Source organism: Streptomyces sp. GB4-14 (genome assembly GCF_022696125.1).
Taxonomy (GTDB): domain Bacteria; phylum Actinomycetota; class Actinomycetes; order Streptomycetales; family Streptomycetaceae; genus Streptomyces; species Streptomyces werraensis.
In genome coordinates this window covers 5,906,274-5,931,769 of record NZ_RZHO01000002.1, presented here as the reverse complement: position 1 = coordinate 5,931,769, position 25,496 = coordinate 5,906,274, and the positions used below count along the sequence as shown (strand labels likewise).

Genomic DNA, 25,496 nt, shown 5'->3' with positions numbered 1-25,496 from the left:
GTTCCCCGCGCCCCTGGAGGTGCTGCGGTGGACGCGCCCGGAAGGGGCGCGGGGGACTGCGCGCCAAGCCCTCACCGCGCCGCGGACCGCATGACCGGGGAACCCCTCCGTCCGCGACAACGGCCGGGGCCCGCCCTCAAGGAAGCGGGCCCCGTCGAGAACCTAGCCCCGCGCGCCCAGCAGGTGGTCCATCGCCAGCTGGTCCAGCCGCTCGAAGGCCATGCCACGGGCCGCCGCCGCGTCCGGGTCGAAGTCCTCGAAGGCCGAGCGGTCGGCGAGCAGGGCCTGGAGGCCGTCGCCCGCCGTCGGCTGGGCGAGCTCGTCCAGCCGGGCCGCGCGCAGCGCCTCCTGCACCTCCGGGTCCGCACGGAAGGCGGCCGCGCGCTCCTTGAGGATCAGGTAGTTGCGCATGCAGCCGGCCGCGGAGGCCCAGACGCCGTCGAAGTCCTCGGTCCGCGGCGGCTTGAAGTCGAAGTGGCGCGGGCCCTCGTAGCCGGCCGACTCCAGCAGGTCCACCAGCCAGAACGCGGCGCGCAGGTCGCCCGCGCCGAAGCGGAGGTCCTGGTCGTACTTGATGCCGGACTGGCCGTTGAGGTCGATGTGGAACAGCTTGCCCGCCCACAGGGCCTGGGCGATGCCGTGCGGGAAGTTGAGCCCGGCCATCTGCTCGTGGCCGACCTCCGGGTTGACGCCGTACAGCTCCGGGCGCTCGAGGCGCTCGATGAAGGCGAGGGCGTGGCCGATGGTCGGCAGGAGGATGTCGCCGCGGGGCTCGTTCGGCTTGGGCTCGATGGCGAAGCGGATGTCGTAGCCCTGGGAGGTGACGTACTCGCCGAGGAGGTCGAAGGCCTCCTTCATGCGGTCGAGGGCGACCCGGACGTCCTTGGCGGCGCCGGACTCGGCGCCCTCGCGGCCGCCCCAGGCGACGTAGGTCTGCGCGCCGAGCTCGACCGCGAGGTCGATGTTGCGGATGGTCTTGCGCAGCGCGTAACGGCGCACGTCACGGTCGTTCGCGGTGAAGCCGCCGTCCTTGAACACCGGGTGGGTGAACAGGTTGGTGGTCGCCATCGGGACCTTCATGCCGGTCTCGTCCAGCGCCTGGCGGAACCGCTTGATGTGCTCGGCGCGCTCGCTGTCGCTCGCGCCGAAGGGGATGAGGTCGTCGTCGTGGAACGTCACGCCGTGGGCGCCGAGCTCGGCGAGGCGGCGGACGGACTCGGCCGGGTCGAGGGCGCCGCGGGTGGCGTCGCCGAAGGGGTCCCGTCCCTGCCAGCCGACGGTCCACAGGCCGAACGTGAACTTGTCCTCGGGGGTGGGCTGGTAGCTCATGCCGCGGCTCCTTGCTCGCTGAGACTATTTCGTCATGGCGGTTTACAAATTAGTATGCAGGAACATTTCTGGGAAGAGACACACCCCGCCGGGGCGCGGAAGAGGGAGAGACCGATGTCAGCAGCCGAGGGTCCGCTCGTCGTCGGCGTGGACACATCCACCCAGTCCACCAAGGCCCTGGTCGTCGACGTGGCGACCGGCAGGGTCGTCGCGAGCGGCCAGGCGCCGCACACGGTGACCTCGGGCGCGGGACGGGAGAGCGATCCGCGTCAGTGGTGGGACGCCCTGACCGAGGCGCTGCGGCAGTGCGGCGAGGCGGCGCACGAGGCCGCGGCCGTGTCGATAGGCGGGCAGCAGCACGGTCTGGTCACGCTGGACGAGCACGGCGAGCCGGTCCGCCCTGCGCTGCTGTGGAACGACGTGCGGTCCGCCCCGCAGGCGCGCCGGCTGGTGGAGGAACTGGGCGGCGCGAAGGCGTGGGCCGACCGGACCGGCAGCCTGCCCACCGCGTCCTTCACGGTCACCAAGTGGGCCTGGCTGGCGGAGCACGAGCCGGACGCGGTGCGCGCCACGAAGGCGGTGCGGCTCCCCCACGACTACCTGACCGAGCGGCTCACCGGCCAGGGCACCACCGACCGCGGAGACGCCTCGGGCACCGGCTGGTGGGCGTCCGCGACGGAGGCGTACGACGAGGAGATCCTGGCGCACGTGGGGCTCGACCCGGCGCTGCTGCCGCGTGTGGTGCGGCCGGGCGAGGTGGCCGGCACCGTGCGCGACGGGCACGGCCTGCCGTTCTCCAGGGGGACGCTCGTGGCGGGCGGTACGGGCGACAACGCCGCCGCCGCGCTGGGCCTCGGGGTGCGCCCCGGCACGCCGGTGATGAGCCTCGGCACCTCGGGCACCGTGTACGCGGTGTCGGAGCACCGGCCCGCCGACCCGACCGGCACCGTGGCCGGCTTCGCCGACGCGCGCGGCGACTGGCTGCCGCTGGCCTGCACCCTCAACTGCACGCTCGCCGTGGACCGGGTCGCCGCCCTGCTGGGCCTGGACCGTGAGGCCGTCGAGCCGGGCCGCGGCCTCACCCTGCTGCCGTTCCTGGACGGCGAGCGCACCCCCAACCTCCCCCATTCCTCGGGTCTGCTGCACGGTCTGCGGCACGACACCACCGGCGGCCAGCTGCTCCAGGCCGCCTACGACGGCGCCGTCTACTCCCTGCTGGCCGCGCTCGACCTGGTTCTCGACGAGGACGCCGACCCGTCGACGCCGCTGCTGCTGATCGGCGGCGGCGCGCGCGGCACGGCCTGGCAGCAGACCGTACGGCGGCTTTCCGGGCGGCCGGTGCAGGTGCCCGAGGCGAAGGAGCTGGTCGCGCTCGGCGCGGCGGCCCAGGCGGCCGGGCTGCTCACCGGGGAGGACCCGGCCGCGGTCGCCCGCCGCTGGGGCACGGCGCAGGGGCCGGTGCTGGACGCGGTGGAGCGGGACGAGGAGACCCTGTCCCGGCTGGCCGGGGTACTCTCCGACGCGGCCCCGCTGCTGGAGCGCGCCCCGGGCAACGGCTGACGACGCCCCGGCGGGCGCCGCCCCACGGCGGCCCCGAGACGGCCGCCGTGGACGTCCGCCGGGCGCGGACGGACCCGAACCGAGGATTGACGGAGGAATGAGCGCACCGCTGCACAAGGCCCGCCCGGCGGGTCAGGGTCGCGTCCTGCCCGACACCCAGCAGGGCATGCGCCGCCGCAACCTGTCGCGGGTGATGCACACCGTCCGGGACGAGGGGCCGCTGTCCCGGGCCGCCGTCGCCTCCCGCATCGGGCTGACCCGCGCGGCGGTGTCCACGCTGGTCGACGAACTCATCCGCACGGGGCTGCTGGAGGAGCTCGGCCCGGAGCGGCCCGGACGGGTCGGCCGGCCCGGTTCGGCCCTCGCGGTCAGCGGACGGGGTCCCGCCGGGATCGGCGCGGAGGTGGGGGTCGACCACCTCGCGGTGTGCGCGGTCGATCTGCGCGGTGAGGTCCGGGCGCGGGCGGTGCGGCATGGGGCGAACCGGGACCGCTCCCCCGGGCCCGTGCTCGGCGAACTCACCGGGCTGATCCACCGGGTGGTGGCCGAGGCGGAAGGTGTGGGCCTGTGGCCGGCCGGGCTCGCGGTCGCCGTGCCCGGCCTGGTGGCGCGCGACGCCCGCACCGTCGTCCGCGCCCCGAACCTCGGCTGGCTGGACACGGACCTCGGCCCTCTGCTCCCCGAGAAGCTGCCCCTGACCGTGGCCAACGAGGCCAACTTCGGCGCGCTCGCCGAACTGTGGCTCGGCGAGGACACCCCGCGCGACTTCCTGCACGTCTCGGCCGAGATCGGCATCGGTGCGGCGGTCGTCGTCGACGGGCGGGTACTGCACGGCAACCGGGGATTCGCGGGCGAACTGGGCCACGTCCCGGTGTGGCCCGACGGCCCGTCGTGCGCCTGCGGGGGCCGGGGCTGCCTGGAGCAGTACGCGGGCGAGGAGGCGGTGCTGCGTGCGGCCGGCCTCGAACCCGGCGAGGACCGCGTCGGCCTGCTCGCGGGCCGAGCGGAACAGGGCGACGCCGCGGTACGACGCGCCCTGCACGACGCGGGCACGGCGCTGGGCATCGCCCTGACGGGGGCGGTCAACCTCCTGGACCCCGAGAACGTGGTGCTGGGCGGCGCGCTGTCGGGGCTCTCCCCCTGGCTGCTGCCGTCGCTCCGCTCGGAGCTGGCCCGACGCACGGCGGGCCCGCCCTGCCCGGTCTCCGTCTCCGCCCTGGGCCCGCAAGGACCGCTGCTGGGCGCGGCCCACTCGGTGGTGCGGGGCGTCCTGGACGACCCGGCGGCGGTGGCCGAACGGACCTGACCCCTGTGGGGGTGTGCCCTCCCACGACCGACCGCGACCGGCGCACGACAGCACTGCACCCCTCGGACCCACCGGTGACCGCCGACCGCGGCCCCGCACCGCCCTCGAACGGCCCCGGCGCCCTCACCCCGCCGACGGGCCGTCAGGACCACCCCGGTCCGGCCGTGAGGGCGCAGGCCCTCACGGCCGCAGGCTGCTGACGATGTCCGCCGTGGCCGTCAGGCCGCTGTGGATCGTGGGCGCGATGCTCGTGCTGGCCAGATAGAAGCCCAGCAGCAGGCAGACCAGGGCATGGGAGATCTTCAGCCCGCCGTTGCGCAGGAAGATCACCGCCAGGATCGAGAGCAGCAGCACCACTGAGATGGAAATGGCCATCGTCAACCTCCTCCGCCGCACCTTTTCGCGGCGTTCGGCCGCAAGTGTGGCGTAGCGGAGGGTTCGTCCGGGCGGCTGACCTGTCCGCCGAACGTGTGGTGTCACACCGTCCGGTGGGCGTCGAGGAAGGCTTCCAGGCCGGCGAGGTCGTCGGTGTTGAGGTGGTCGACGTCCGCGGCGACCAGTTCGCCCCACAGCGCGTCCCGCGCGGGACCGGGCGCGTCCGGGGTGGCCCAGAACCGCACCCGCTGCCCGCGCGCGTGGGCCGTGCCCACCAGCGTGCGCAGTTTCCGGCGTTCCGCCTCGGGGAACGCGCCGACACCCTGCCAGGTGAAGTTCAGCGCCCAGTTGTCGCTGATCAGCGGCGCGAACGAGGCCGGCGCCGGGCCGCCGAGGTCGGTCAGCCGGCCGTCGTAGAAGGCGTGACGGACCCGCTGGGCCTCCATGGGCGCGCGGGCGGCGCGGTCGCCCGAGATCACTGCGGTGACCGGACCGGGGAACACCCTGCCGTGGGCGTACGTCGTGAACAGGCCCTTGTAGCGGCGCAGTCGGCGGTCGAGTTCCGCGTACGTGGACGCTCCCTCCGTCTTGAGGTCGATCAGCAGCTGGAACGAGCCGCGGTCGCCGCGGTACACCGTGCCGCGGTTGGCGCGGACGCGGGCGGCGAGCGGGTCCAGGTACAGCGACTCCAGGGTGCGGGCGGGGTCGAGGTCCTCGGGGTCGTGGGCGACCAGCAGTTGTCCGCCGACCAGGTAGATGTCCGCCTCGACGCTGCCGAAGCGGTGGTCGAGGGCGTCGAGCAGGGGGCGGGGGTGCTCGTAGTCGTTGTGGGCGTGCGCGCGCCACAACGGGCGCGGGCGGTGCGGATGGTGGCCGGCGAGGGCCTGCGCCGCGGGGAGGGCGAGGGGGCTCGCGAGGGCGACGCCGAGGGTGGTGAGGGCTCTGCGACGGGTGGTGAGGGCCATGCGCTGCCTCCCTGAGGTGCCGTACGGGGTCCTGGCGAGTATGGGGTCCCGTGGCACTCAAGGAGCAGGGGTGTGCGATGAGTTGGCCGGTTCGCCGTCGGCCGTTCACCCGCGGGCGGCGGCCCGCCACCCCGGAAGAGGGAGGACGGGCCGCCGGCTGAGCACCGGTCAGGGCGCCCGCAGATCGACCAGCTCCGCCAGCGCCTCCCGGTGGGCTCCCGCCGTGCCGTAGGCGATCGAGTCGGCCTTGGCTCGCTTGAGGCGCAGATGCACCGGGTGTTCCCAGGTCATGCCGATGCCGCCGTGCAGTTGCAGGGCCTCCTCGGCGGCGCGGACGGCGACGGGGGCCGCGTAGGCCTGCGCGACGGCGACCGACACGTCCGTGTCCTCGCCGGTCGCGAGGGCGTCGGCGGCGGCCCGCGCGGCGGCGCGCAGGCTGACGACCTCCAGCCACAACTGGGCGAGCCGGTGTTTGAGCGCCTGGAACCCGCCGACGGGGCGGTTGAACTGCTTGCGGTCCTTCAGGTACCGCACGGTTTCGGCCAAGGCCCACTCGGCGGCGCCGAGTTGCTCCGAGGCGAGGAGTCCCGCCCCGGCGCGCAGGGCGCGCCGTACGGCGGGCCCCGCGTCGCCGACACGGCGGCCCGGGGCGGCGTCGAGGGTGACGCGGGCGAGGGGGCGGGTGAGGTCGAGGGACGTCTGCGGGGTGACGGTGACCGCGTCGGCCGTCACCGCGTACAGCCCGCCGTCGTCCGCCGGCACCAGCAGCACGTCGGCGACGGCGGCGTCCGCGATGCCCGTCAACTCGCCGTGCAGAACGCTGCCGTCCGCTCGCACGGTGGCGTACGCGGCGCCGGGGGCGGTGTGCAGGCCGACGGCGAGCGCGCCGATCACGCGTCCGGACGCCAGGCCGTCGAGCAGGTCACCGCCGTCCGCGCAGGCCAGCAGTGCCTCGGTGGCGACCACGGAGCTCGTCAGGTAGGGCACGGGGGCGACCGCGCGGCCCAGCTCCTCCAGGACGACGGCGGCCTCGCGGTGGGTCGCGCCCTGGCCGCCCCGGTCCTCGGGGACCAGCAGCCCGGCGAGGCCCATGCCGTCGGCGAGGGTCTTCCACAGGGCCGGGTCGTGCGGGGCGTCCGACTCGGCGCGGGCGAGCACGGACGCCGTGTCGCAGTGGTCGGTGAGCAGGTCCCGGACGGCGGCGCGGAGCGCCTCTTCCTCCTCCGAGTACAGAAGATCGCTCATCGGGCGAGGTCCTTCCAGGCGACGTCCTTGTCGGTGCGCGGTTCGGCGGGCAGGCCCAGGACGCGTTCGGCGACGATGTTCAGCAGGACCTCGCTGGTCCCGCCCTCGATGCTGTTGCCCTTGGAGCGCAGATAGCGGTAGCCGGCGTCACGGCCGGTGAAGTCAACCAGCTCGGGGCGGCGCATGGTCCAGTCGTCGTACAACAGCCCTTCTTCGCCGCGCAGTTCCACCTCCAGGCCGCTGATCTCCTGGTTGAGGCGGGCGAAGGCGAGCTTCATGCCGGCGCCCTCGGGGCCGGGCTGTCCGGCGACGAGCTGCTGGCGGAGGCGTTCGCCGGTGAGCCGGGCGACCTCCGCCTCGACCCACAGCCTCAGCAGCCGTTGGTGCAGGTCATGGGTGCGCAGTTCGGGGCGTTCGCGCCAGGTCTTCGCGACCGGGCCGATCATGCCGCCCTCGCGGGGCAGGCGCATGCCGCCGATGGCGACGCGTTCGTTGTTCAGGGTGGTCTGGGCGACCCGCCAGCCGTCGCCGACCTCGCCGAGACGGCGGCTGTCGGGGATGCGGACGTCGGTGAGGAACACCTCGTTGAACTCGGCCTCGCCGGTGATCTGGCGCAGCGGCCGCACCTCGACGCCGGGGTCGGTCATGTCGCACACGAAGTAGGTGATGCCCCGGTGCTTGGGCACGTCCGGGTCGGTGCGGGCGATGAGGATGGCCCAGCGGGCGAGATGGGCGCTGGACGTCCACACCTTCTGTCCGTTGACCACCCAGTCGTCGCCCTCGCGGACGGCGCGTGTGCCGAGCGCGGCCAGGTCGGAGCCGGCGCCGGGCTCGCTGAACAGCTGGCACCAGACCTCCTCCCCGGTCCACAGCGGCTTCAGGAAGCGCGCCTTCTGCTCGTCGGTGCCGTACTGGAGGATCGTCGGGGCGGCCATGCCCAGGCCGATGCCGATGCGGCGCGGGTCGTTGTCGGGGGCGCCCGCGGCCTCCAGTTCGGTGTCGACGACGGCCTGGAGGGAGCGCGGCAGGCCGAGCCCGCCGAGTCCTTCGGGGAAGTGCACCCAGGCGAGTCCGGCGTCGAAGCGGGCGCGCAGGAAGTCCAGGCGCTCCGTCTCGGCGGGCGGGTGCGCGGCCAGCAACTCCCGGGTGCGGCGGCGCAGTTCGTCGGCGTCGGTCATGCGGCGGCTCCGTTCTCCAGGGACGGCAGCACGGTGACGCGGCCGGTGGTGACGCCGTCGGCGACCCGCTGCACGGCGTCGGCGGCCCCGGCGAGCGGGACGCGCTCGCTCACCAGCGGCTTGATCGCGCCCCGGGCGGCCAGCTCGGTGAGCTGTTCGTGGCAGTGCTGGACCAGCTTGGGGTTCTTCGTGTTGTAGAGGCCCCAGTGCAGGCCGAGGATCGCGTAGTTCTTGATCAGGGCGTGGTTGAGGCCGGGGCTCGGGATGGTGCCGCTCGCGAAGCCGACGATCACGATGCGGCCCTCGAAGGCGACGGTCTTGGCGGACTGGGTGTACGCCTCCCCGCCGACGGGGTCGAAGACCACATCGGCGCCGCGTCCGCCGGTGGCCTCCTTGACCGCGGCGACGACGTCCTGTTCGCGCCGGTCGATCACCACGTCGCAGCCCAGGTCGCGGGCGACGGCTGCCTTGTCGGCGCCGCCCGCCACGCCGATGACGGTGGCGCCGGCCGCCTTGCCGAGCTGCACGGCGGCGCTGCCCACGCCGCCCGCCGCGGCGTGCACGAGCAGGGTCTCGCCGGCCTCCAGACGGGCCCGCCGGTGCAGGGCGAACCAGGCCGTCTGGTAGCCGATGTGCAGGGCGGCGGCCTCGGCGTCGTCCAGCGCGTCCGGCGCGGGCAGCAGCGCGGCGGCGTCCGCGACGGCGTACTCGGCGAAACCGCCGTACGGCAGGGCCGGGTTGGCGATCACGCGGCGGCCGTCCTCGGTCTCGCCGCAGATCTCCACGCCCGGGGTGAACGGCAGCGGCGGCCGCACCTGGTACTGGCCCCGGCACATCAGGGCGTCCGGGAAGTTGATGTTGGCGGCGCGCACCCGGAGCAGCACCTGCCCCTCTCCGGGGGCCGGCCGTCCGACGTCCGCGAGGCGCATCACCTCGCCCGGCTCGCCGAGTTCGTGCACTTGCCATGCCTGCATGCGGGGCCTCCACGGGACGGTGAACGTCGTCTTCGCTGACCGGGTCCCCGCATACTAAGCGGTCGCTTGCCTCAAGGGAACCGTCCCGCGTCACCCGGACCGCGTCTCACCCCCTCTTCGGCCGCGCCCGCACATGCATCCGCTCCCCCTGCGGCCCGAAGAGGCTGAGGAACTCCACCGGCCCCTCCCCCGTCGACCCGAACCAGTGCGGTACGCGCGTGTCGAACTCGGCCGCCTCCCCCGCCGCCAGCACCACGTCGTGCTCGCCGAGCACCAGCCGCAGCTTCCCGGAGAGCACGTACAGCCACTCGTAACCCTCGTGTGTGCGCGGTTCCGGCTCCAGCTTCCGCTTCGGTTCGAGCACCTTGTACGCCTGGAGCCCGCCCGGCTGCCGGGTGAGCGGCCAGTGGGTGCGCCCGCCGTGCACGATCGGCCGGGAGCGCACCCGCGGATCGCCCACCGGGGGCGCGCCGACCAGCTCGTCCAGCGACACCTGATGGGCCTGCGCGATGGGCAGCAGCAGGTCCAGGCCGGGTTTGCGCTGCCCGGACTCCAGCCGGGACAGGGTGCTGACGGAGATGCCGGTCGCCTCCGCCAGCGCCGCGAGCGTCACCTCCCGCTCCTTCCGGATCCGGCGCAGCCGGGGGCCCACTTCCGCGAGAACGTCGTCCGTCACCATGGGGACATTGCAGGTTCGGCAAACTTGTTTGTCAATCCGCGGGTGCAGGAGCGACCGTCGGCGGTGGAGGTGGTCACGATGACCGAGCAGGACCTGAACGACGGCCGCTACGACGTGGTCGTGGTCGGCGGTGGAGCCGCGGGGCTGTCCGCCGCGCTGGTGCTGGGGCGGGCCCGGCACCGCACGCTGGTGGTCGACGCGGGCGAGCCGCGCAACGCGCCGTCGGCGCACATGCAGGGCTATCTGAGCCGGGACGGGATGCCCCCGGCGGAGTTCCTGGCGCTCGGCCGGGAGGAGATCGCGCGCTACGGCGTGGAGCTGGTCCGGGACCGGGTGACGGACGTGGCCCGGGGGGAGGACTTCACGCTGACGCTGGAGCGGGGCGGCGGGGTGCGCGCCCGGCGGATCGTCGTGGCGACGGGGCTGAAGGACGAGATGCCGGACGTCCCCGGGGTCGCCGAGCGGTTCGGGCGGGACGTGCTGCACTGCCCGTTCTGCCACGGCTGGGAGGTGCGGGACGAGCCCTTCGGGGTGCTGGCGTCGAGTCCGGCGGGCGTCCACCAGGCGCTGATGGTGTCCCGGTGGTCGAAGGACGTCACGTTCTTCCTGCACCGGGTCGCCGAGGAGGAGCTGTCCGACCTGGACCTGCGCCGGCTGGCCGCGGCGGGCGTGGACGTGGTGCCGGGCGAGGTCGCCGGCCTGGTCGTCGAGGACGACCGGCTGACCGGCGTACGGACGGCCGACGGGACCGTGCACTCCCGGTCGGTGGTGTTCGTCGCGCCGCGCCCGGTGCCGCAGACGGGCCTGCTGGAGCGGCTGGGCGCGGAGATGGACGAGACCCCGTTCGGGACGTACCCGGTGGTCGACCCGAACGGACTGACCAGCGTGCCGGGCGTGTGGGCGGCGGGCAACGCGATCGGGTTCACCGAGCAGGTGGTGCACGCGGCGAGCGGCGGCTACCGCGCGGCGACGGCGATCGTCGGTGACCTGCGGATGGCGGACCTGGACGCGGCGCTCGGCGCCTGACCACCCGCTCCGGCGCCTGCCCGCCCGGCCCGGCAGGGAAGCCGGACCGGCCCGGGACGCATCCGGAGGTGTGGAAGGCACACCTTCGTAGCACGATGACTGCATGTTGCTGTCCCGGCTGGCCCAGGTGTCCCAGGAGGTGGCCGCCACCTCGGCGCGGTCGCGGAAGACCGCACTGCTCGCCGAGCTGTTCCGGGAGGCCGGGCCGGACGACGTCCCGGTCGTCATCCCGTACCTGGCGGGCCGGCTTCCGCAGGGGCGGATCGGGGTCGGCTGGAAGGTGCTGAGCAGTCCGGTGCCGCCCGCGGCCGAACCGTCCCTGACGGTGCGCGAGGTGGACGCGCTGCTCACCCGGCTCGCGAAGGTCTCGGGTCCGGGTTCGCAGGCCGAGCGGGCACGGCTGGTCGGCGAGCTGCTCGGCGCGTCCACCGAGGCGGAGCAGCGCTTCCTGCGGGGGCTGCTGACCAGCGAGGTGCGCCAGGGGGCCCTGGACGCGGTGGCGGTGGAAGGGCTGGCCCAGGCGACCGGCGCCGCCTCGGCCGCCGTACGGCGGGCGGTGATGCTCGCCGGATCGCTCCAGCCGGTCGCCGGGGCGCTGCTGGCGGACGGTCCTGAAGCGCTGGAGCGGTTCCGGCTGACCGTCGGGCGTCCGGTGCAGCCGATGCTGGCGCACAGCGCCTCCTCGGTCGCGGAGGCGGTCGACAAGCTGGGCGTCTGCGCGGTCGAGGAGAAGCTCGACGGCATCCGGGTCCAGGTGCACCGCGACGGGGACACCGTGCGGGTGCACACCCGCACCCTGGACGACATCACGGACCGGCTGCCCGAGGTGACCCGGGCGGCGCGAGAGCTGGAGGTGCGGCGGTTCATCCTCGACGGCGAGGTGATCTCCTTCGACGACGCGGGGCGGCCTCGGTCCTTCCAGGAGACGGCCGGGCGGGTCGGGTCCCGGGTGGACGTGGCGACGGCCGCCCGGGAGACGCCGGTCTCCCCCGTGTTCTTCGACGCGCTGTCGGTGGACGGCCGGGACCTGCTGGACCTGCCGTTCGCCGAGCGGCACGCCGAGCTGGCCCGGCTGGTGCCGGAGCCGATGCGGGTGCGGCGCACGCTGGTGGACGGCCCCGGCGACCTGGAGGCGGCGGAACGGTTCCTCGCCGAGACGCTGGAGCGCGGACACGAGGGCGTCGTGGTGAAGGGCCTGCAGGCCCCGTACAGCGCGGGGCGGCGCGGCGCGTCCTGGCTGAAGGTCAAGCCGGTGCACACGCTGGACCTGGTGGTACTGGCCGCCGAGTGGGGCCACGGTCGGCGCACCGGCAAGCTCTCCAACCTGCACCTGGGCGCGCGCACCCCCGACGGCGGTTTCGCGATGCTCGGCAAGACCTTCAAGGGCATGACCGACGCCGTGCTGGAGTGGCAGACGAAGCGGCTGCGGGAGATCGCCGTCGACGAGAGCGGCTACACGGTGACCGTGCGCCCCGAACTCGTCGTGGAGATCGCCTACGACGGCCTGCAGCGCTCCAGCCGCTACCCGGCCGGCGTCACGCTGCGCTTCGCCCGGGTGATCCGCTACCGCGAGGACAAGCGCCCGGAGGAGGCGGACACCGTCGAGACCGTGCTGGCCGCGCACCCGGAGGTGCGGCCGTGACGAACGCCCGCAGCGCGGGCCTGCTGCTGTTCCGGCGCACCGGCGAGGGCGTCGAGGTGCTGCTCGGCCACATGGGCGGCCCGTTCTTCGCACGCCGGGACGCCGGGGCGTGGACGGTGCCGAAGGGCGAGTACGACCCCGACGAGCCCGCCTGGGACGCGGCGCGCCGCGAGTTCCAGGAGGAGCTGGGGCTGCCCCCGCCGGAGGGTGAGGCGGTGCCGCTCGGGGAGGTCCGCCAGTCGGGCGGCAAGGTGGTCACCGCATGGGCGGTGGAGGCCGACCTGGACCCGTCGTCGGTGGTCCCCGGCACGTTCACGACGGAGTGGCCGCCCAGGTCGGGGCGGACCCAGGAGTTCCCGGAGCTGGACCGGGTCGCCTGGTTCCCGCTGGAGCGGGCCCGCGAGCTGATCGTGTCGGCACAGGCCGCGTTTCTGGACCGCCTGGCGGAGCACTCGCTCTGAGAGGCCCTCCCGCGTTGCGCGGCCCATCGGCGCGCGGGAAGGTCGTCAGAGCACAGCCCGTCCCATGGAGGCCAGTGATGCACATCGCCACGGTGAATCCGGCGAACGGCGAGACCGTCAAGACGTACCACCCCATGGACGAGGACGAGCTGGAACGCCGGCTCCAGCTCGCGGAGGCCACCTTCCGCACGTACCGGACGACGACCTTCGAGGAGCGGTCCCGGCTGATGCACCACGCCGCCGAGATCCTCGACGAGGACCAGGACGCCGTCGGCAAGGTGATCACCACGGAGATGGGCAAGCCGATCGCGCAGGCCCGCGCGGAGGCCGCGAAGTGCGCCAAGGCGATGCACTGGTACGCCGACCACGCGGCCGGGCTGCTCGCCGACGAGGAACCCGACGCGTCCGACGTGAAGGACTCCGGGGCCTCCCGGGTCCTGGTGCGGTACCGGCCGCTGGGTCCGGTGCTCGCGGTGATGCCGTGGAACTTCCCGCTGTGGCAGGTGGTGCGGTTCGCCGCCCCCGCCCTGATGGCGGGCAACGTCGGACTGCTGAAGCACGCCTCGAACGTGCCGCAGACCGCCCTGTACCTGGAGGACCTGTTCCACCGCGCGGGCTTCACCGAGGGCTGCTTCCAGACCCTGCTGATCGGCTCCGCCGCCGTCGACGACCTGCTGCGGGACGAGCGGATCAAGGCGGCCACCCTCACCGGCAGCGAGCCGGCCGGGCGGGCGGTCGCCTCGACGTCCGGCGAGATGGTCAAGAAGACGGTGCTGGAGCTGGGCGGCAGCGACCCGTTCGTGGTGATGCCCTCGGCCGACCTGGACCGGGCCGCCGAGGTCGCGGTGACCGCGCGGGTGCAGAACGCCGGGCAGTCCTGCATCGCCGCCAAGCGGTTCATCGTCCACGCGGACGTCTACGACGCGTTCACCGAGCGGTTCGTGGCGGGCATGAAGGCACTGAAGGTCGGCGACCCGATGGACGAGGACACGGACGTCGGGCCGCTCTCCAGCGAACAGGGCCGCCAGGACCTGGAGGAGCTGGTCGACGATGCCGTACGGGCCGGCGCGACGGTGCTGTGCGGTGGCGAACGCCCGGACGGGCCGGGCTGGTTCTACCCGCCGACCGTGCTGGCCGGGATCGACCGGGAGATGCGCATCCACCGCGAGGAGGCCTTCGGCCCGGTCGCCACGCTCTACCGGGCGGACGATCTGGACGAAGCGGTGCTCATCGCCAACGACACGCCGTTCGGGCTGAGTTCCAACGTCTGGACGCGCGACGAGGCGGAGATCGACCGGTTCGTCCGGGATCTGGAGGCGGGCAGCGTGTACGTCAACGGCATGACGGCCTCCCATCCGGCGTTCCCCTTCGGCGGGGTCAAGCGGTCCGGCTACGGACGTGAGCTGTCCGGGCACGGAATCCGCGAGTTCTGCAACATCACCACGGTTTGGCACGGCGCGTGACGCCCGCACGGTTACGATCCCGACTGTGAACCGCGAAGTGACACTGCCTCTGATCGTCGACGACCGCGGCACCCTCCAGGTGGCGGCCGCCGACGTCAGCAAGCTGCTGCGCACGGTGGGCGGCCGGTGGGTCCGGCTCGTCGAGGCCGGCGAGGGCGGGCTCGACGAGGACACGGTCGCCGCGCTGACGATCGAACTCGCGAAGCTCGCCGACCGCATCGACGTGGCGTGCATCGCGCACAGCAGCGGCACCACCCCGTAGGGCGTCAGGCCGGCCGCTCCAGAGTCCGCCAGAACAGCGCCTCGAAGCTCTGCAGCAGGTGCCCGTAGGCGCGGGCGCGGCTCTCGTCCAGGCGGCCGGCGTCCAGGGCGGCCTGCACGGCACGCTCGGCGGTACGGTCCAGGTGCTCGGCCGGTCCGGCGAAGAAGTCGAAGAAGGAGCAGGCCTCGTCGTCGAAGCCGTAGTGGGTGCGCAGGGCCTCGGCGATGGTGGCGCAGTAGCCGCCCCAGGCGGAGAAGTTGGCGGTGACGGCGAGGACGGCGTCGGCCGGGGCGGCGTTGAGGGCAAGCCAGGCGACGTAGGCCGGGTAGGCCTGGCAGCCGGGCAGCGGGGTGTAGGCGGCGGCGCGGGTCTCGTCGACGCCGCAGGCCTCGGCGAAGGCGGGCAGCCGCTGCTGGGCGAGCGCCTCACCCTCGGCCAGGGCGGTGAAGTACGCGTCGGCCTCCGGTTCGGCCGAGGACCTCACGGCCAGCTGGAGGAAGGCGCGGCGGTCCGCGGGGATGACCCGCATCTGTTCCAGCGCGAGCACCGCCAGCACCCCGCGGTCCGCCTCCCCCGCCGCGATCAGCGGCACGAGGGGGTTGGAGCGCGGGTCGGGGGCGAGCTCCGCGGTGATCGTCCGCAGCAGGTCCCGGGCCGTGCGTGTCATCGCGTCCTCCGAGGCGTCGGTCACCCCCGAGGTTGGCCCGGACGCCGTGCGGGGGCAACCCGGCGGACCGGATCGCCCCCGCACGGGCGGGTCAGCGGATGGACATGCCGGAGAGGGTGCGGGCGATGACCAGGCGCTGGATCTCGCTGGTGCCCTCGAAGATGGTGTAGATCGCGGCGTCGCGGTGCATGCGCTCGACCGGGTACTCACGGGTGTAGCCGTTGCCGCCGAGGATCTGGATGGCCTGGGCGGTGACCTTCTTGGCGGTCTCGCTGGCGAACAGCTTCGACATCGAGCCCTCGGCCGCGGTGAACGGCTTGCCGTTGACCGCCATCCAGGAGGCGCGCCACACCAGCAGGCGGGCGGCGTCGATCTGGGTGCGCATGTCGGCGAGCTGGAAGGCGACGCCCTGGTTGTCGATGATCGGGCGGCCGAACTGCTCGCGCGTCCTGGCGTAGTCGAGGGCGACCTCGTAGGCGGCGCGGGCGGTGCCCACGGCCATGGCGCCGACGGCCGGGCGGGAGGCCTCGAAGGTGGCCATGGCGGCGTTCTTCACGCGCTCGCCGCCCTTCCTGGCCTTCTCCCGGGCGCGGGCGAGACGCTCGTCCAGCTTCTCCTTGCCGCCGAGCAGGCAGGAGCCGGGGACGCGCACGTTGTCGAGGACGACCTCGGCGGTGTGCGAGGCGCGGATGCCGTGCTTCTGGAACTTCTGGCCCTGGGACAGGCCCGGGGTGTTCGGCGGGACGATGAAGGACGCGTGGCCCTTGGAGCCGAGCTCGGGGTCGACGACCGCGACCACCACGTGGACGTTGGCGATGCCGCCGTTGGTCGCCCAGGTCTTGGTGCCGTTGATGACCCACTCGTCCTTGGCCTCGTCGTACACCGCGCGGGTGCGCATCGACGACACGTCGGAGCCGGCGTCGGGCTCGGAGGAGCAGAAGGCCGCGACCTTCACGTCGTTCACGTCGCCGTACATCTGGGGGATCCAGGTGCCGATCTGCTCCTCGGTGCCGTTGGCGAGGACGCCGACGGCGGCGAGGCCGGTGCCGACGATCGACAGCGCGATGCCCGCGTCGCCCCAGAACAGCTCCTCCATCGCCATGGGGATGCCGAGACCGGTTGCGTCGAAGTACTGCTGGGCGTAGAAGTCCAGGGAGTAGATGCCGACCTTGGCCGCCTCCTGGATCACCGGCCAGGGAGTCTCCTCACGCTCGTCCCATTCGGCGGCGGCGGGGCGGATGACGTCGGCGGCGAAGCCGTGCAGCCAGTCCCGCACCTCCTTCTGTTCGTCGTTGAGCTCCATGGTGAACTCGGCCATGACCCCTCCAGCGGCGGCGCACGTGCATGTTACTTGCGGTAACCCCAGTCTGTTACCGGCAAGTAGGAAAAGTCAACTCCCCAGGCAGGTCGCCATCCCGTTCGATGTCGGGGCCCTGATCAGTGTTAGTTTGCGCAGGCGTCACCGATTCAGCACGGGTGGGGAGAGCTCATGGACACCACACAGCGGACCGAGCAGCAGCGGTCCGCCGACCGACGCCGGCGCGAGCTGCTGGAGGCCGCCGACCGGGTGGTGCTGCGCGACGGCCCCGGGGCCTCGATGAACGCCATCGCCGCGGAGGCCGGCATCACCAAGCCCATCCTCTACCGGCACTTCGGCGACAAGGGAGGACTCTACGCCGCCCTCGCCAAGCGCCACACCGACGCCCTGCTGGACTCGCTGCGGGCCGCGCTGGACGCTCCCGCGGAGCGGCGTGAGCGGGTCGAGGCCACGCTGGACACCTACCTGGCGGCGATCGAGGCGCGCCCCCAGGTCTACCGCTTCCTGATGCACCCGGCGGAGGGGTCGCCGAGCGAGCAGGGCTTCGACGTGGGCAAGCACTCGGCGCCGCTGCTGCGCCGGATGGGCGAGGAGCTGGCCCAGGTGATCGGGGAACGCCTCGACCTCGGCCCCGGCAGCCACCAGCTGGCCCGGGTGTGGGGCCACGGAATCGTCGGCATGATGCACGCCGCCGGCGACTGGTGGCTGGGCGAACGCCCCTGCTCCCGCGCCGAGTTGGTACGCAGCCTGGCCGACCTGCTGTGGGGCAGGCTGGCCGCGGCCGGCGACAAGGTGGGCGGCCCGGGCTTCTGACCCCGGACCGGCGCCCGGCTCAGGACGGGTGGCGCCAGGGGGCGCGCGCGACCTGGCGCATCAGCTTGCGGTGACGGCGGCCGTCGAGACGGTCGGCGTAGACCGTGCCGTCCAGATGGTCGCTCTCGTGCTGGAGACAGCGGGCGAAGAACCCGGTGCCGTGCACGGTGACCGGCTCCCCGGTCACCGTGAAGCCCTCCACCACCGCGTGGTCGTACCGCTCCGTACCCGCCTCCAGGCCGGGCAGCGACAGACAGCCCTCGGGCCCCCGCACCACCACCCCGTCCGTCACCACCGGCCGCGGGTTCACCACGTGCCCGAGGTGCCGGACGTCCTCGTCGTCGGGGCAGTCGAAGACGAACACCCGCAGCGGCACGCCGATCTGGTTCGCGGCCAGACCCACTCCCCGGGCCGCGTACATGGTCGCGAACAAGTCCTCCACCAGATCCGACAGTTCCGGACCGAAGTCGGTGACCTCCCCGCACGGCGTGTGCAGGACGGGGTCTCCGAGCAGGGTGAGGGGCCGTACGCGTCCGTGGACGCCGGGGAGTGAGCCGTGTCGCATGGCCGCAAGGGTACGGTCCTAGCATCACCGCCCCGTCCCACGATGGAGCCGCGGTACTGGAGGGCGAATGGATCTCGATAGGCTGAGCCCACACCACGTGGCCGTCAGGCACAGACGCGGCGCGTACGCAAGGAGGATCGAGAACTGATGGCAGGCAACTCGGACCCGCTCACGCCGCGGGCCAAGCTGGCCGTGACCGCGGGCAAGGCGGTCGCAGCGGCATCCCGCGCCGCAGGGCGCGGCAGCGGTTCGGTGATCGGCGGCCGGGTGGCCCTGAAACTCGACCCCGACCTTCTCCACCGGCTCGCCGCGCACCTCGACGTGACCCTTGTCTCGGCGACCAACGGCAAGACCACCACCACCCGGCTCATCGCCGAGGCGCTCAAGGCGGCCGGCCCGGTCGTCTCCAACGCGCTCGGCGCCAACATGCCGGCCGGCATCACCTCGGCGCTCGCGGCCGGCGAGGACGCCCGCTACGGCGTCATCGAGGTCGACGAGAAGTACCTGGTGGGCGTCGCGCAGGCCACCGAGCCCAAGTGCATCGCGCTGCTCAACCTCTCCCGCGACCAGCTCGACCGCGCGGCGGAGACCCGCATGCTCGCGGAAGCCTGGCGCGAGGGCCTGGCCGGCTCCAAGGCCGTGATCGTGGCCAACGCCGACGACCCGCTGGTGGTGTGGGCCGCGTCGTCCTCCCCCAACGTGATCTGGGTGGCCGCCGGCCAGATGTGGAAGGACGACGCCTGGTCCTGCCCGTCCTGCGGCGGTGTGATGCAGCGCCCCGGCGACGACTGGTTCTGCGGCGAGTGCGGCTTCCGCCGCCCCACCCCGAGCTGGGCGCTCTCCGGCGACCACGTGCTCGACCCGCACGGCTCCGCCTGGCCGATCCACCTCCAGCTGCCGGGCCGGGCCAACAAGGCCAACGCCGCGTCCTCCGCCGCCGTCGCCGCCGTCTTCGGCGTGCCGCCGCAGGTGGCCCTGGAGCGCATGTACCAGGTGCAGGCCGTGGCCGGCCGCTACGACGTCGTCCAGTTCCAGGGCCGTGACCTGCGGCTGCTGCTCGCGAAGAACCCCGCGGGCTGGCTGGAGACGTTCTCGCTGATCGACCCGCCGCCGACCCCGGTGATCCTGTCGGTGAACGCGCGCTCCGCCGACGGCACCGACACCTCCTGGCTGTGGGACGTCGACTACACCCGGCTCACCGGTCACCCGATCTGCGTCATCGGCGACCGGAAGCTGGACCTGGCGGTGCGCCTCGAGGTCGCCAACCAGCAGTTCCAGGTGTGCGAGAACCTCGACCAGGCGGTCCAGCTGTCGCCGCCCGGCCGGATCGAGGTCATCGCCAACTACACCGCGTTCCAGGACCTGCGCCGCCGCGTCGGCAACTGACCACGACACCTCAGGGGACTTGAAGTGAGCGACAACCAGCTGCGGGTCGTCTGGATCTACCCGGACCTGCTCAGCACCTACGGCGACCAGGGCAACGTCCTCGTCGTCGAGCGCCGGGCGCGGCAGCGCGGCCTGGACGTGGCGCGGCTCGACGTGCGCAGCGACCAGCCGATCCCGACCTCCGGCGACATCTACCTGATCGGCGGCGGCGAGGACCGCCCGCAGCGGCTGGCAGCCGAGCGGCTGCGCCGCGACGGCGGGCTGCACCGCGCCGTGGGGAACGGCGCGATCGTCTTCTCCGTCTGCGCCGGCTACCAGATCCTCGGCCACGAGTTCATCAACGACCTCGGCCAGCGCGAGCCCGGCCTCGGCCTGCTCGACGTGGTGTCGGTGCGCGGCGAGGGCGCGCGCTGCGTGGGCGACGTCCTCGCGGACATCAACCCCCAGCTGGGCCTGCCCCCGCTCACCGGGTTCGAGAACCACCAGGGCATCACCCACCTGGGCCCCACGGCACGCCCGTTCGCGCAGGTGCGCTTCGGCAACGGCAACGGCACCGGGGACGGCACCGAGGGCGCGTACAACGACACCGTGTTCGGCACGTACATGCACGGTCCGGTGCTCGCGCGCAACCCGCAGATCGCGGACCTTCTGCTGAAGCTGGCACTGGACGTCAACGCGCTGCCGCCGACCGACGACCGCTGGTACGAGGCCCTGCGCAACGAGCGCATCGCCGCCGCCCAGCAGCCCGCGTAAGCGCGGGAACGACGCCGCGGAGGAGGCGTCCTGGGGCCCGACACGGCCCGTCTGACGCCTCCTCCGCACAGGTGAGCGGCGTCGTCCAGCAGGCGGACGCGAGATGCGGCACCTCCCCCCGAAACGGCTAGGGTGGCGGGGATCGAGCCGGACAGCGCGGTCCGGTCCCGGCCCACTTCGAGAAGGTTGTTTCGGGCTATGCGCATTGGTGTCCTCACGTCCGGCGGCGACTGCCCCGGCCTGAACGCCGTCATCCGGTCCGTCGTGCACCGTGCCGTCGTCGACCACGGCGACGAGGTCATCGGCTTCCGCGACGGGTGGAAGGGCCTCCTGGAATGCGACTACCTCAAGCTCGACCTCGACGCGGTGGGCGGCATCCTCGCCCGCGGCGGCACCATCCTCGGCTCCTCCCGGGTGCGTCCCGAGCATCTGCGGGACGGTGTGGAGCGGGCCCGGGGCCATGTCGAGGAGCTCGGTCTCGACGCGATCATCCCCATCGGCGGTGAGGGCACCCTCAAGGCGGCCCGGCTGCTGTCCGACAACGGTCTGCCGATAGTCGGCGTGCCGAAGACCATCGACAACGACATCGCCGTCACCGACGTGACCTTCGGGTTCGACACGGCAGTCGGCGTGGCCACCGAGGCGCTGGACCGGCTGAAGACCACCGCCGAGTCGCACCAGCGGGTGCTGATCGTGGAGGTCATGGGCCGCCACACCGGCTGGATCGCGCTGCACTCCGGCATGGCGGCCGGCGCGCACGCCATCGTGGTGCCCGAGCGGCCCTTCGACATCGACGAGCTGACCGCGAAGGTCGGCGAGCGGTTCTCGGCCGGGAAGCGGTTCGCCATCGTCGTCGCGGCGGAGGGGGCCAAGCCGAAGGCCGGGACCATGGACTTCGACGAGGGCGGCAAGGACGTCTACGGCCACGAGCGGTTCGCGGGCATCGCCCGGCAGCTCTCCCTGGAGCTGGAGGAGCGGCTCGGCAAGGAGGCCCGCCCGGTGATCCTCGGTCACGTCCAGCGCGGCGGCACGCCCACCGCGTACGACAGGGTGCTGGCCACCCGGTTCGGCTGGCACGCGGTGGAGGCCGTGCACCGCGGCGACTTCGGGCAGATGACGGCGCTGCGCGGCACCGACATCGTGATGGTGTCGCTGGCGGAGGCCGTCGAGACGCTGAAGACGGTGCCCGAGGACCGGTACGCCGAGGCGGAGTGCGTGCTCTGACCCCGCTGCCGGCGCCCGGCGCGTGGGACAGGCGCGTGTGAGACCGGCTGCACAGAACCGCCCCCGGTGACGGACGTCGCCGGGGGCGGTTCTAGTCTGGTGCGGACCGATTGCGTACAACCTGGACGAAAATGGAGCCGGCGGATGGATCACAGCGGGCACGGCATGACCATGGATCTGCCGCCGTTCACGCTGGGGCGAGGGCTCGCCTGGTCGGCGGACCCGTTCTTCCTCGTCGCCTGCCTGCTGGCGCTCGCGCTGTACGGCTGGGGCGTGGTCCGGCTGGTCCGGCGCGGTGACAAGTGGCCGGTGGGGCGGACCGTGTCGTTCGTCGCCGGTGTGCTGAGCATCGGTCTGGTGATGTGCACCGCGCTGAACGACTACGGCATGGTGATGTTCAGCGTGCACATGGTGCAGCACATGGTCATCAGCATGGTGTCGCCGATCCTGATCCTGCTCGGCGCCCCGATCACCCTGGCGCTGCGGGCGCTGCCCCCGGCGTCCGTGCGGGGCACCAAGGGGCCGCGGGAGCTGCTGCTGATGCTGCTGCACAGCCGCTACATGCGGGTCGTGACCCACCCGCTGTTCACCATCCCGATCTTCATCGCCAGCCTGTACGCCCTGTACTTCACCCCGCTGTTCGACTTCCTGATGGGGTCGGCGGTCGGGCACGCGGCGATGATGGTGCACTTCCTCGCCGTGGGCCTGGTGTTCTTCTGGCCCATCATGGGCGTGGACCCGGGTCCGCACCGGCCGGGTCACCTGATGCGGATGCTGGAGCTGTTCGCGGGCATGCCGTTCCACGCGTTCTTCGGCATCGCGCTGATGATGGCCTCCACCCCCATGGTCACCACCTTCCAGGACCCGCCCGCGTCGCTGGGCATCGACGCCCTGTCCGACCAGAACGCGGCCGGCGGCATCGCCTGGGCGTTCAGCGAGGTCCCGTCGGTCCTGGTGCTGATCGCGCTGCTGTTCCAGTGGTACGCCTCGGACCAGCGGCAGGCACGCCGCAAGGACCGCGCCGCCGACCGGGACGGCGACAAGGAGCTGGAGGCGTACAACGCCTACCTGGCCTCCCTCAACGCGCGCGGCAACTAGGTTCCGTCCCGCACCGCCCTGCTTTCCCGGAACCGGGGCACCATGGAGGGAACGGACCTGGAGGAGGGTGTCGCGATGCCCGGTACCACGAACGGTTCCACCTCGACGAAGACCATGGGCGTGCTGACCGTCGGCGGCCTGGTCGCCGTGACGGCGTACACGGTGGCGCTCGGCAGCAACGGCTGGCTGTGGTTCGGCTGGGTCGTCCTGGGCCTGCTCACTCTCGGGATGGTCGCCGCCGGCAACGGCTGACCGGCACGCACGAGGGCGGCTCACCGTGGGGTGAGCCGCCCCGCCAGATGGACGCCCGGCTGGTACTTCGGCAGCCGGACGGTGATCTTCATGCCCGCGCCCGCGGCCGTCTCGATGACGAGGCCGTGGTCGTCGCCGTAGACCTGGCGGAGCCGGTCGTCGACGTTGGACAGGCCGATGCCGCCGGTGGGGCTGACCTCCCGGGCCAGGATGCGGCGCAGCAGGTCGGGGTCCATGCCCGCCCCGTCGTCCTCGATGACCACGAGCGCCTCGGCCCCCGCGTCCTGCGCGGTGATCTGGATGTGGCACTTGTCGGCCTTGCCCTCCAGGCCGTGCTTGACGGCGTTCTCCACCAGCGGCTGGAGGCACAGGAAGGGCAGCGCGACGGGCAGCACCTCCGGGGCGATCTGGAGGGTGACGGAGAGCCGGTCGCCGAAGCGCGCCCGTACCAGCGCCAGGTAGTGGTCGATGGCGTGCAGCTCGTCGGCGAGGGTGGTGAAGTCGCCGTGCCGGCGGAACGAGTAGCGGGTGAAGTCGGCGAACTCCAGCAGCAGCTCACGGGCGCGTTCGGGGTCGGTGCGCACGAAGGACGCGATCACCGCGAGCGAGTTGAAGATGAAGTGCGGGGAGATCTGCGCGCGCAGGGCGCGGATCTCCGCCTCGATCAGCCGGGTGCGGGACTGGTCCAGGTCGGCCAGCTCCAGCTGGACCGAGACCCAGCGGGCGACCTCCCCCGCGGCCCTGACCAGCACCGCCGACTCGCGGGGCGCACAGGCGACGAGCGCGCCGTGCACCCGGTCGTCGACGGTGAGCGGGGCGACCACCGCCCAGCGGACGGTGCAGTCGGGGGTGTCGCAGGTCAGCGGGAACGCCTCGCCGCGGCCGGTGTCCAGGGGGCCGGTGAGACGCTCCATGATCTCGGTGCGGTGGTGGGCGCCGACGCCGTCCCACACGAGCACCTGCTCGCGGTCGGTGAGGCAGAGGGCGTCGGTGCCGAGCAGGGAGCGCAGCTTGCGCGCCGACTTGCGGGCGGTCTCCTCGGTGAGGCCCGCCCGCAGCGGGGGCGTGGCCAGCGAGGCGGTGTGCAGGGTCTCGAAGGTGGCGTGCTCGACGGGGGTGCCCAGTCCGGCGAGGCCGGCGGGCCGTGCCGTGCGCCGGCCCAGCCAGAACCCGGCGGCCAGCAGGGGCAGCACGGCGACGAGCAGACCGGCGAGGAAACCGCTCATGCGGACACCTCCGTGCGCAGCTCTTCCGGCAGATGGAAGCGGGCCAGGACCGCGGCCGTGCCGGGCGGCACCCGGCCGGGTGTGGCGAGCGAGACCAGCACCATGGTGAGGAAGCCGAGCGGCACCGACCAGAGGGCGGGCCAGGCGAGCAGCGCGTGCCAGGGTCCGGCGCCCGGGTAGCCGGCCATGGTGGCGGCCACGGCGAGGAACGCGGAGCCGCCGCCGACGAGCATCCCGGCGGCGGCCCCCGGCGGGGTGAGCCGCCGCCACCAGATCCCGAGCACCAGCAGCGGGCAGAACGAGGACGCGGACACGGCGAAGGCGAGGCCCACGGCGTCGGCCACCGGCAGCCCGCCGACCAGGATGCTCGCGGCCAGGGGCACGGCCATGGCGAGCACGGTGCCGAGGCGGAAGTGGCGTACGCCGCGCGAGGGCAGCACGTCCTGGGTGAGCACCCCGGCCACGGCCATGGTGAGCCCGGAGGCGGTGGACAGGAACGCGGCGAACGCTCCCCCGGCGACCAGCGCCCCCAGCAGGTCTCCGCCGGTCCCGCCGATCATCCGGCCGGGCAGCAGCAGGACGGCGGCGTCCGCGTCCCCGGTGATCGTGAGGTCGGGGGCGTAGAGGCGGCCGAGGGCGCCGTAGACGGGGGGCAGCAGGTAGAAGGCGCCGATCAGGCCGAGGACGGCGACGGTGGTGCGGCGGGCGGCGACACCGTGCGGACTGGTGTAGAAGCGCACCACCACGTGCGGCAGGCCCATGGTGCCGAAGAAGGTGGCCAGGATCAGCCCGTACGTGGCGTACAGCGGGCGTTCCGCGCGGCTCTCGGCGCGCGACGGGGACAGGGCGTCGTCGGCCCCGTCCCCGGTGACGGGCACCTTGGAGCCCTCGGCGAAGGTGAGGCGGGTGCCGCCGTCGACGCGGTGCGTGCCCGCGGGCAGGCTGACCTCGGTCCCGGCGTGCTCCCGGCCGTCGACGGCGCCGTCCACGGTGACGGTGAGCGGGGCGGTCAGGCGCAGGTCGACGGTGTCGTCGACGCGCACCACGCGCTGTTCGCGGAACTCGGCGGGCTCGTCGAAGGCGTGGCTGGGCGCGCCGTCGCGCTGCCAGGCGAGCACCAGGAAGAGGGCGGGCACCAGCAGGGCGGTCAGTTTCAGCCAGTACTGGAACGCCTGGACGAACGTGATGCTGCGCATGCCGCCGGCGGCCACTATCACCGTGACGACGACGGCGACGATCACCGCGCCGAGCCAGTCGGGCGCGCCGGTGAGCACGGTGAGGGTGAGTCCGGCGCCCTGCAGCTGGGGCAGCAGGTACAGCCAGCCGACGCCGACGACGAGGGTGCCGGCGAGCCGCCGAACCACGTGCGAGGAGAGCCGGGCCTCGGCGAAGTCGGGCAGCGTGTAGGCGCCGGAGCGGCGCAGGGGCGCGGCGACGAAGAGCAGCAGCACCAGGTAGCCGGCGGTGTAGCCGACCGGGTACCAGAGCATGTCAGGACCCTGGACCAGGACGAGTCCGGCGATGCCCAGGAAGGAGGCGGCGGAGAGGTACTCGCCGCTGATGGCCGCCGCGTTGAGCCGCGGGCCGACGGTACGCGAGGCGACGTAGAAGTCGGAGGTGGTGCGGGATATGCGCAGGCCGAACGCGCCGACGAGGACGGTCGCGACGGCGACCAGCGCGACGGCGGTGACGGCGTAGGCGGTGTTCACGGTGGTGCCGGTCCTCTGGT

Annotated in this window: 25 protein-coding genes; 13 read left to right on the top strand and 12 right to left on the bottom strand. The window is 73.3% G+C overall.

Features of this window, described 5'->3' with window-relative positions:
- Positions 1 to 162: 162 nt before the first annotated feature.
- Entirely contained in the window at positions 163 to 1,329 is a 1,167-nt protein-coding gene (gene xylA / locus ELQ39_RS28590) for a xylose isomerase (RefSeq protein WP_048456374.1), read from the bottom strand.
- Between the two features lie 114 nt (positions 1,330 to 1,443).
- Between xylA and xylB the strand changes: the two genes are divergently transcribed.
- Entirely contained in the window at positions 1,444 to 2,889 is a 1,446-nt protein-coding gene (xylB, locus tag ELQ39_RS28585; protein ID WP_242594737.1) for a xylulokinase, read from the top strand.
- Between the two features lie 97 nt (positions 2,890 to 2,986).
- Positions 2,987 to 4,195, top strand: coding sequence for an ROK family transcriptional regulator (locus ELQ39_RS28580; RefSeq protein ID WP_190003693.1), 1,209 nt, complete (start codon positions 2,987 to 2,989; stop codon positions 4,193 to 4,195).
- Positions 4,196 to 4,375: 180 nt separating this feature from the next.
- Here the strand turns inward: ELQ39_RS28580 and ELQ39_RS28575 are convergent, their stop codons facing one another.
- The 6 genes from ELQ39_RS28575 to ELQ39_RS28550 all read right to left on the bottom strand — a co-directional run bounded on the left by ELQ39_RS28575 (position 4,376) and on the right by ELQ39_RS28550 (position 9,611).
- The gene (locus ELQ39_RS28575; RefSeq protein ID WP_189904856.1) at positions 4,376 to 4,570 is read right to left on the bottom strand and encodes a hypothetical protein; all 195 of its coding nucleotides are present in this window, start codon (positions 4,568 to 4,570) and stop codon (positions 4,376 to 4,378) included.
- Positions 4,571 to 4,671: 101 nt separating this feature from the next.
- On the bottom strand, positions 4,672 to 5,535 hold the full coding sequence (locus ELQ39_RS28570; RefSeq protein WP_242594736.1) for a phosphatidylinositol-specific phospholipase C/glycerophosphodiester phosphodiesterase family protein: 864 nt from the start codon (positions 5,533 to 5,535) through the stop codon (positions 4,672 to 4,674).
- 168 nt (positions 5,536 to 5,703) lie between these two features.
- The gene (locus tag ELQ39_RS28565; RefSeq protein ID WP_242594735.1) at positions 5,704 to 6,780 is read right to left on the bottom strand and encodes an acyl-CoA dehydrogenase family protein; all 1,077 of its coding nucleotides are present in this window, start codon (positions 6,778 to 6,780) and stop codon (positions 5,704 to 5,706) included.
- Positions 6,777 to 7,958, bottom strand: a complete 1,182-nt coding sequence (locus ELQ39_RS28560) for an acyl-CoA dehydrogenase family protein (RefSeq protein WP_242594734.1) — start codon at positions 7,956 to 7,958, stop codon at positions 6,777 to 6,779. The genes ELQ39_RS28565 and ELQ39_RS28560 overlap by 4 nt, the downstream gene beginning before the upstream one ends.
- On the bottom strand, positions 7,955 to 8,932 hold the full coding sequence (locus ELQ39_RS28555; protein WP_190003689.1) for an NADPH:quinone oxidoreductase family protein: 978 nt from the start codon (positions 8,930 to 8,932) through the stop codon (positions 7,955 to 7,957). Before ELQ39_RS28555 ends, ELQ39_RS28560 begins: the two co-directional genes overlap by 4 nt.
- 106 nt (positions 8,933 to 9,038) lie before the next feature.
- The gene (locus ELQ39_RS28550; protein WP_190003688.1) at positions 9,039 to 9,611 is read right to left on the bottom strand and encodes a helix-turn-helix domain-containing protein; all 573 of its coding nucleotides are present in this window, start codon (positions 9,609 to 9,611) and stop codon (positions 9,039 to 9,041) included.
- A 78-nt stretch (positions 9,612 to 9,689) separates the two neighbouring features.
- Here ELQ39_RS28550 and ELQ39_RS28545 point away from each other — a divergent pair, with 78 nt between their 5' ends.
- The 5 genes from ELQ39_RS28545 to ELQ39_RS28525 all read left to right on the top strand — a co-directional run bounded on the left by ELQ39_RS28545 (position 9,690) and on the right by ELQ39_RS28525 (position 14,465).
- Positions 9,690 to 10,637 (top strand): FAD-dependent oxidoreductase, encoded by a 948-nt coding sequence (locus tag ELQ39_RS28545; protein WP_190003687.1) that lies wholly within the window; start codon positions 9,690 to 9,692, stop codon positions 10,635 to 10,637.
- 103 nt (positions 10,638 to 10,740) lie between these two features.
- Positions 10,741 to 12,279 (top strand): ATP-dependent DNA ligase, encoded by a 1,539-nt coding sequence (locus ELQ39_RS28540; RefSeq protein WP_242594733.1) that lies wholly within the window; start codon positions 10,741 to 10,743, stop codon positions 12,277 to 12,279.
- The gene (locus tag ELQ39_RS28535) at positions 12,276 to 12,740 is read left to right on the top strand and encodes an NUDIX domain-containing protein (RefSeq protein ID WP_242594732.1); all 465 of its coding nucleotides are present in this window, start codon (positions 12,276 to 12,278) and stop codon (positions 12,738 to 12,740) included. Before ELQ39_RS28540 ends, ELQ39_RS28535 begins: the two co-directional genes overlap by 4 nt.
- A gap of 77 nt (positions 12,741 to 12,817) precedes the next feature.
- Complete coding sequence (locus ELQ39_RS28530; protein ID WP_190003684.1) at positions 12,818 to 14,203, top strand: NADP-dependent succinic semialdehyde dehydrogenase; 1,386 nt, start codon at positions 12,818 to 12,820, stop codon at positions 14,201 to 14,203.
- Between the two features lie 25 nt (positions 14,204 to 14,228).
- A complete protein-coding gene (locus tag ELQ39_RS28525; protein WP_006135192.1) occupies positions 14,229 to 14,465 on the top strand; it encodes a DUF6213 family protein in 237 nt (78 codons plus the stop codon).
- Positions 14,466 to 14,469: 4 nt separating this feature from the next.
- Here ELQ39_RS28525 and ELQ39_RS28520 read toward each other — a convergent pair whose 3' ends face one another.
- Together ELQ39_RS28520 and ELQ39_RS28515 are read right to left on the bottom strand one after the other, a co-directional pair.
- Positions 14,470 to 15,132, bottom strand: coding sequence for a transcriptional regulator (locus ELQ39_RS28520; RefSeq protein WP_242594731.1), 663 nt, complete (start codon positions 15,130 to 15,132; stop codon positions 14,470 to 14,472).
- Between the two features lie 91 nt (positions 15,133 to 15,223).
- The gene (locus ELQ39_RS28515) at positions 15,224 to 16,450 is read right to left on the bottom strand and encodes an acyl-CoA dehydrogenase family protein (protein WP_190003682.1); all 1,227 of its coding nucleotides are present in this window, start codon (positions 16,448 to 16,450) and stop codon (positions 15,224 to 15,226) included.
- 171 nt (positions 16,451 to 16,621) lie between these two features.
- Here ELQ39_RS28515 and ELQ39_RS28510 point away from each other — a divergent pair, with 171 nt between their 5' ends.
- Positions 16,622 to 17,263, top strand: coding sequence for a TetR family transcriptional regulator (locus ELQ39_RS28510; RefSeq protein ID WP_225626271.1), 642 nt, complete (start codon positions 16,622 to 16,624; stop codon positions 17,261 to 17,263).
- Between the two features lie 19 nt (positions 17,264 to 17,282).
- Here the strand turns inward: ELQ39_RS28510 and def are convergent, their stop codons facing one another.
- Positions 17,283 to 17,828, bottom strand: coding sequence for a peptide deformylase (gene def, locus ELQ39_RS28505; RefSeq protein ID WP_190003680.1), 546 nt, complete (start codon positions 17,826 to 17,828; stop codon positions 17,283 to 17,285).
- 147 nt (positions 17,829 to 17,975) lie between these two features.
- Between def and ELQ39_RS28500 the strand changes: the two genes are divergently transcribed.
- The 5 genes from ELQ39_RS28500 (at position 17,976) to ELQ39_RS28480 (ending at position 22,541) form a co-directional block, all read left to right on the top strand.
- Positions 17,976 to 19,214, top strand: a complete 1,239-nt coding sequence (locus tag ELQ39_RS28500) for a Mur ligase family protein (protein ID WP_190003679.1) — start codon at positions 17,976 to 17,978, stop codon at positions 19,212 to 19,214.
- Positions 19,215 to 19,238: 24 nt separating this feature from the next.
- Positions 19,239 to 19,967, top strand: coding sequence for a type 1 glutamine amidotransferase (locus tag ELQ39_RS28495; protein WP_190003678.1), 729 nt, complete (start codon positions 19,239 to 19,241; stop codon positions 19,965 to 19,967).
- 198 nt (positions 19,968 to 20,165) lie between these two features.
- Complete coding sequence (locus ELQ39_RS28490; protein WP_033277193.1) at positions 20,166 to 21,191, top strand: 6-phosphofructokinase; 1,026 nt, start codon at positions 20,166 to 20,168, stop codon at positions 21,189 to 21,191.
- Positions 21,192 to 21,335: 144 nt separating this feature from the next.
- Complete coding sequence (locus tag ELQ39_RS28485) at positions 21,336 to 22,289, top strand: cytochrome c oxidase assembly protein (protein ID WP_225626270.1); 954 nt, start codon at positions 21,336 to 21,338, stop codon at positions 22,287 to 22,289.
- Positions 22,290 to 22,364: 75 nt separating this feature from the next.
- Entirely contained in the window at positions 22,365 to 22,541 is a 177-nt protein-coding gene (locus ELQ39_RS28480; RefSeq protein ID WP_190003676.1) for a hypothetical protein, read from the top strand.
- Positions 22,542 to 22,561: 20 nt separating this feature from the next.
- On the opposite strand, the gene ELQ39_RS28475 is transcribed toward ELQ39_RS28480, so the two are convergent.
- Positions 22,562 to 23,767, bottom strand: coding sequence for a sensor histidine kinase (locus tag ELQ39_RS28475; RefSeq protein ID WP_190003675.1), 1,206 nt, complete (start codon positions 23,765 to 23,767; stop codon positions 22,562 to 22,564).
- A complete protein-coding gene (locus tag ELQ39_RS28470; protein WP_225640811.1) occupies positions 23,764 to 25,476 on the bottom strand; it encodes a sodium/solute symporter in 1,713 nt (570 codons plus the stop codon). The genes ELQ39_RS28475 and ELQ39_RS28470 overlap by 4 nt, the downstream gene beginning before the upstream one ends.
- Positions 25,477 to 25,496 lie beyond the last annotated feature (20 nt).

What these genes read in the sequence shown, in the direction of transcription:
- xylA (WP_048456374.1), bottom strand. Translation starts at nt 1,329, where the DNA reads ATGAGCTACCAGCCCACCCCCGAGGACAAGTTCACGTTCGGCCTGTGG.
- xylB (WP_242594737.1), top strand. Translation starts at nt 1,444, where the DNA reads ATGTCAGCAGCCGAGGGTCCGCTCGTCGTCGGCGTGGACACATCCACC.
- ELQ39_RS28580 (WP_190003693.1), top strand. Translation starts at nt 2,987, where the DNA reads ATGAGCGCACCGCTGCACAAGGCCCGCCCGGCGGGTCAGGGTCGCGTC.
- ELQ39_RS28575 (WP_189904856.1), bottom strand. Translation starts at nt 4,570, where the DNA reads ATGGCCATTTCCATCTCAGTGGTGCTGCTGCTCTCGATCCTGGCGGTG.
- ELQ39_RS28570 (WP_242594736.1), bottom strand. Translation starts at nt 5,535, where the DNA reads ATGGCCCTCACCACCCGTCGCAGAGCCCTCACCACCCTCGGCGTCGCC.
- ELQ39_RS28565 (WP_242594735.1), bottom strand. Translation starts at nt 6,780, where the DNA reads ATGAGCGATCTTCTGTACTCGGAGGAGGAAGAGGCGCTCCGCGCCGCC.
- ELQ39_RS28560 (WP_242594734.1), bottom strand. Translation starts at nt 7,958, where the DNA reads ATGACCGACGCCGACGAACTGCGCCGCCGCACCCGGGAGTTGCTGGCC.
- ELQ39_RS28555 (WP_190003689.1), bottom strand. Translation starts at nt 8,932, where the DNA reads ATGCAGGCATGGCAAGTGCACGAACTCGGCGAGCCGGGCGAGGTGATG.
- ELQ39_RS28550 (WP_190003688.1), bottom strand. Translation starts at nt 9,611, where the DNA reads ATGGTGACGGACGACGTTCTCGCGGAAGTGGGCCCCCGGCTGCGCCGG.
- ELQ39_RS28545 (WP_190003687.1), top strand. Translation starts at nt 9,690, where the DNA reads ATGACCGAGCAGGACCTGAACGACGGCCGCTACGACGTGGTCGTGGTC.
- ELQ39_RS28540 (WP_242594733.1), top strand. Translation starts at nt 10,741, where the DNA reads ATGTTGCTGTCCCGGCTGGCCCAGGTGTCCCAGGAGGTGGCCGCCACC.
- ELQ39_RS28530 (WP_190003684.1), top strand. Translation starts at nt 12,818, where the DNA reads ATGCACATCGCCACGGTGAATCCGGCGAACGGCGAGACCGTCAAGACG.
- ELQ39_RS28520 (WP_242594731.1), bottom strand. Translation starts at nt 15,132, where the DNA reads ATGACACGCACGGCCCGGGACCTGCTGCGGACGATCACCGCGGAGCTC.
- ELQ39_RS28515 (WP_190003682.1), bottom strand. Translation starts at nt 16,450, where the DNA reads ATGGCCGAGTTCACCATGGAGCTCAACGACGAACAGAAGGAGGTGCGG.
- ELQ39_RS28510 (WP_225626271.1), top strand. Translation starts at nt 16,622, where the DNA reads ATGGACACCACACAGCGGACCGAGCAGCAGCGGTCCGCCGACCGACGC.
- def (WP_190003680.1), bottom strand. Translation starts at nt 17,828, where the DNA reads ATGCGACACGGCTCACTCCCCGGCGTCCACGGACGCGTACGGCCCCTC.
- ELQ39_RS28500 (WP_190003679.1), top strand. Translation starts at nt 17,976, where the DNA reads ATGGCAGGCAACTCGGACCCGCTCACGCCGCGGGCCAAGCTGGCCGTG.
- ELQ39_RS28490 (WP_033277193.1), top strand. Translation starts at nt 20,166, where the DNA reads ATGCGCATTGGTGTCCTCACGTCCGGCGGCGACTGCCCCGGCCTGAAC.
- ELQ39_RS28485 (WP_225626270.1), top strand. Translation starts at nt 21,336, where the DNA reads ATGGATCACAGCGGGCACGGCATGACCATGGATCTGCCGCCGTTCACG.
- ELQ39_RS28480 (WP_190003676.1), top strand. Translation starts at nt 22,365, where the DNA reads ATGCCCGGTACCACGAACGGTTCCACCTCGACGAAGACCATGGGCGTG.
- ELQ39_RS28475 (WP_190003675.1), bottom strand. Translation starts at nt 23,767, where the DNA reads ATGAGCGGTTTCCTCGCCGGTCTGCTCGTCGCCGTGCTGCCCCTGCTG.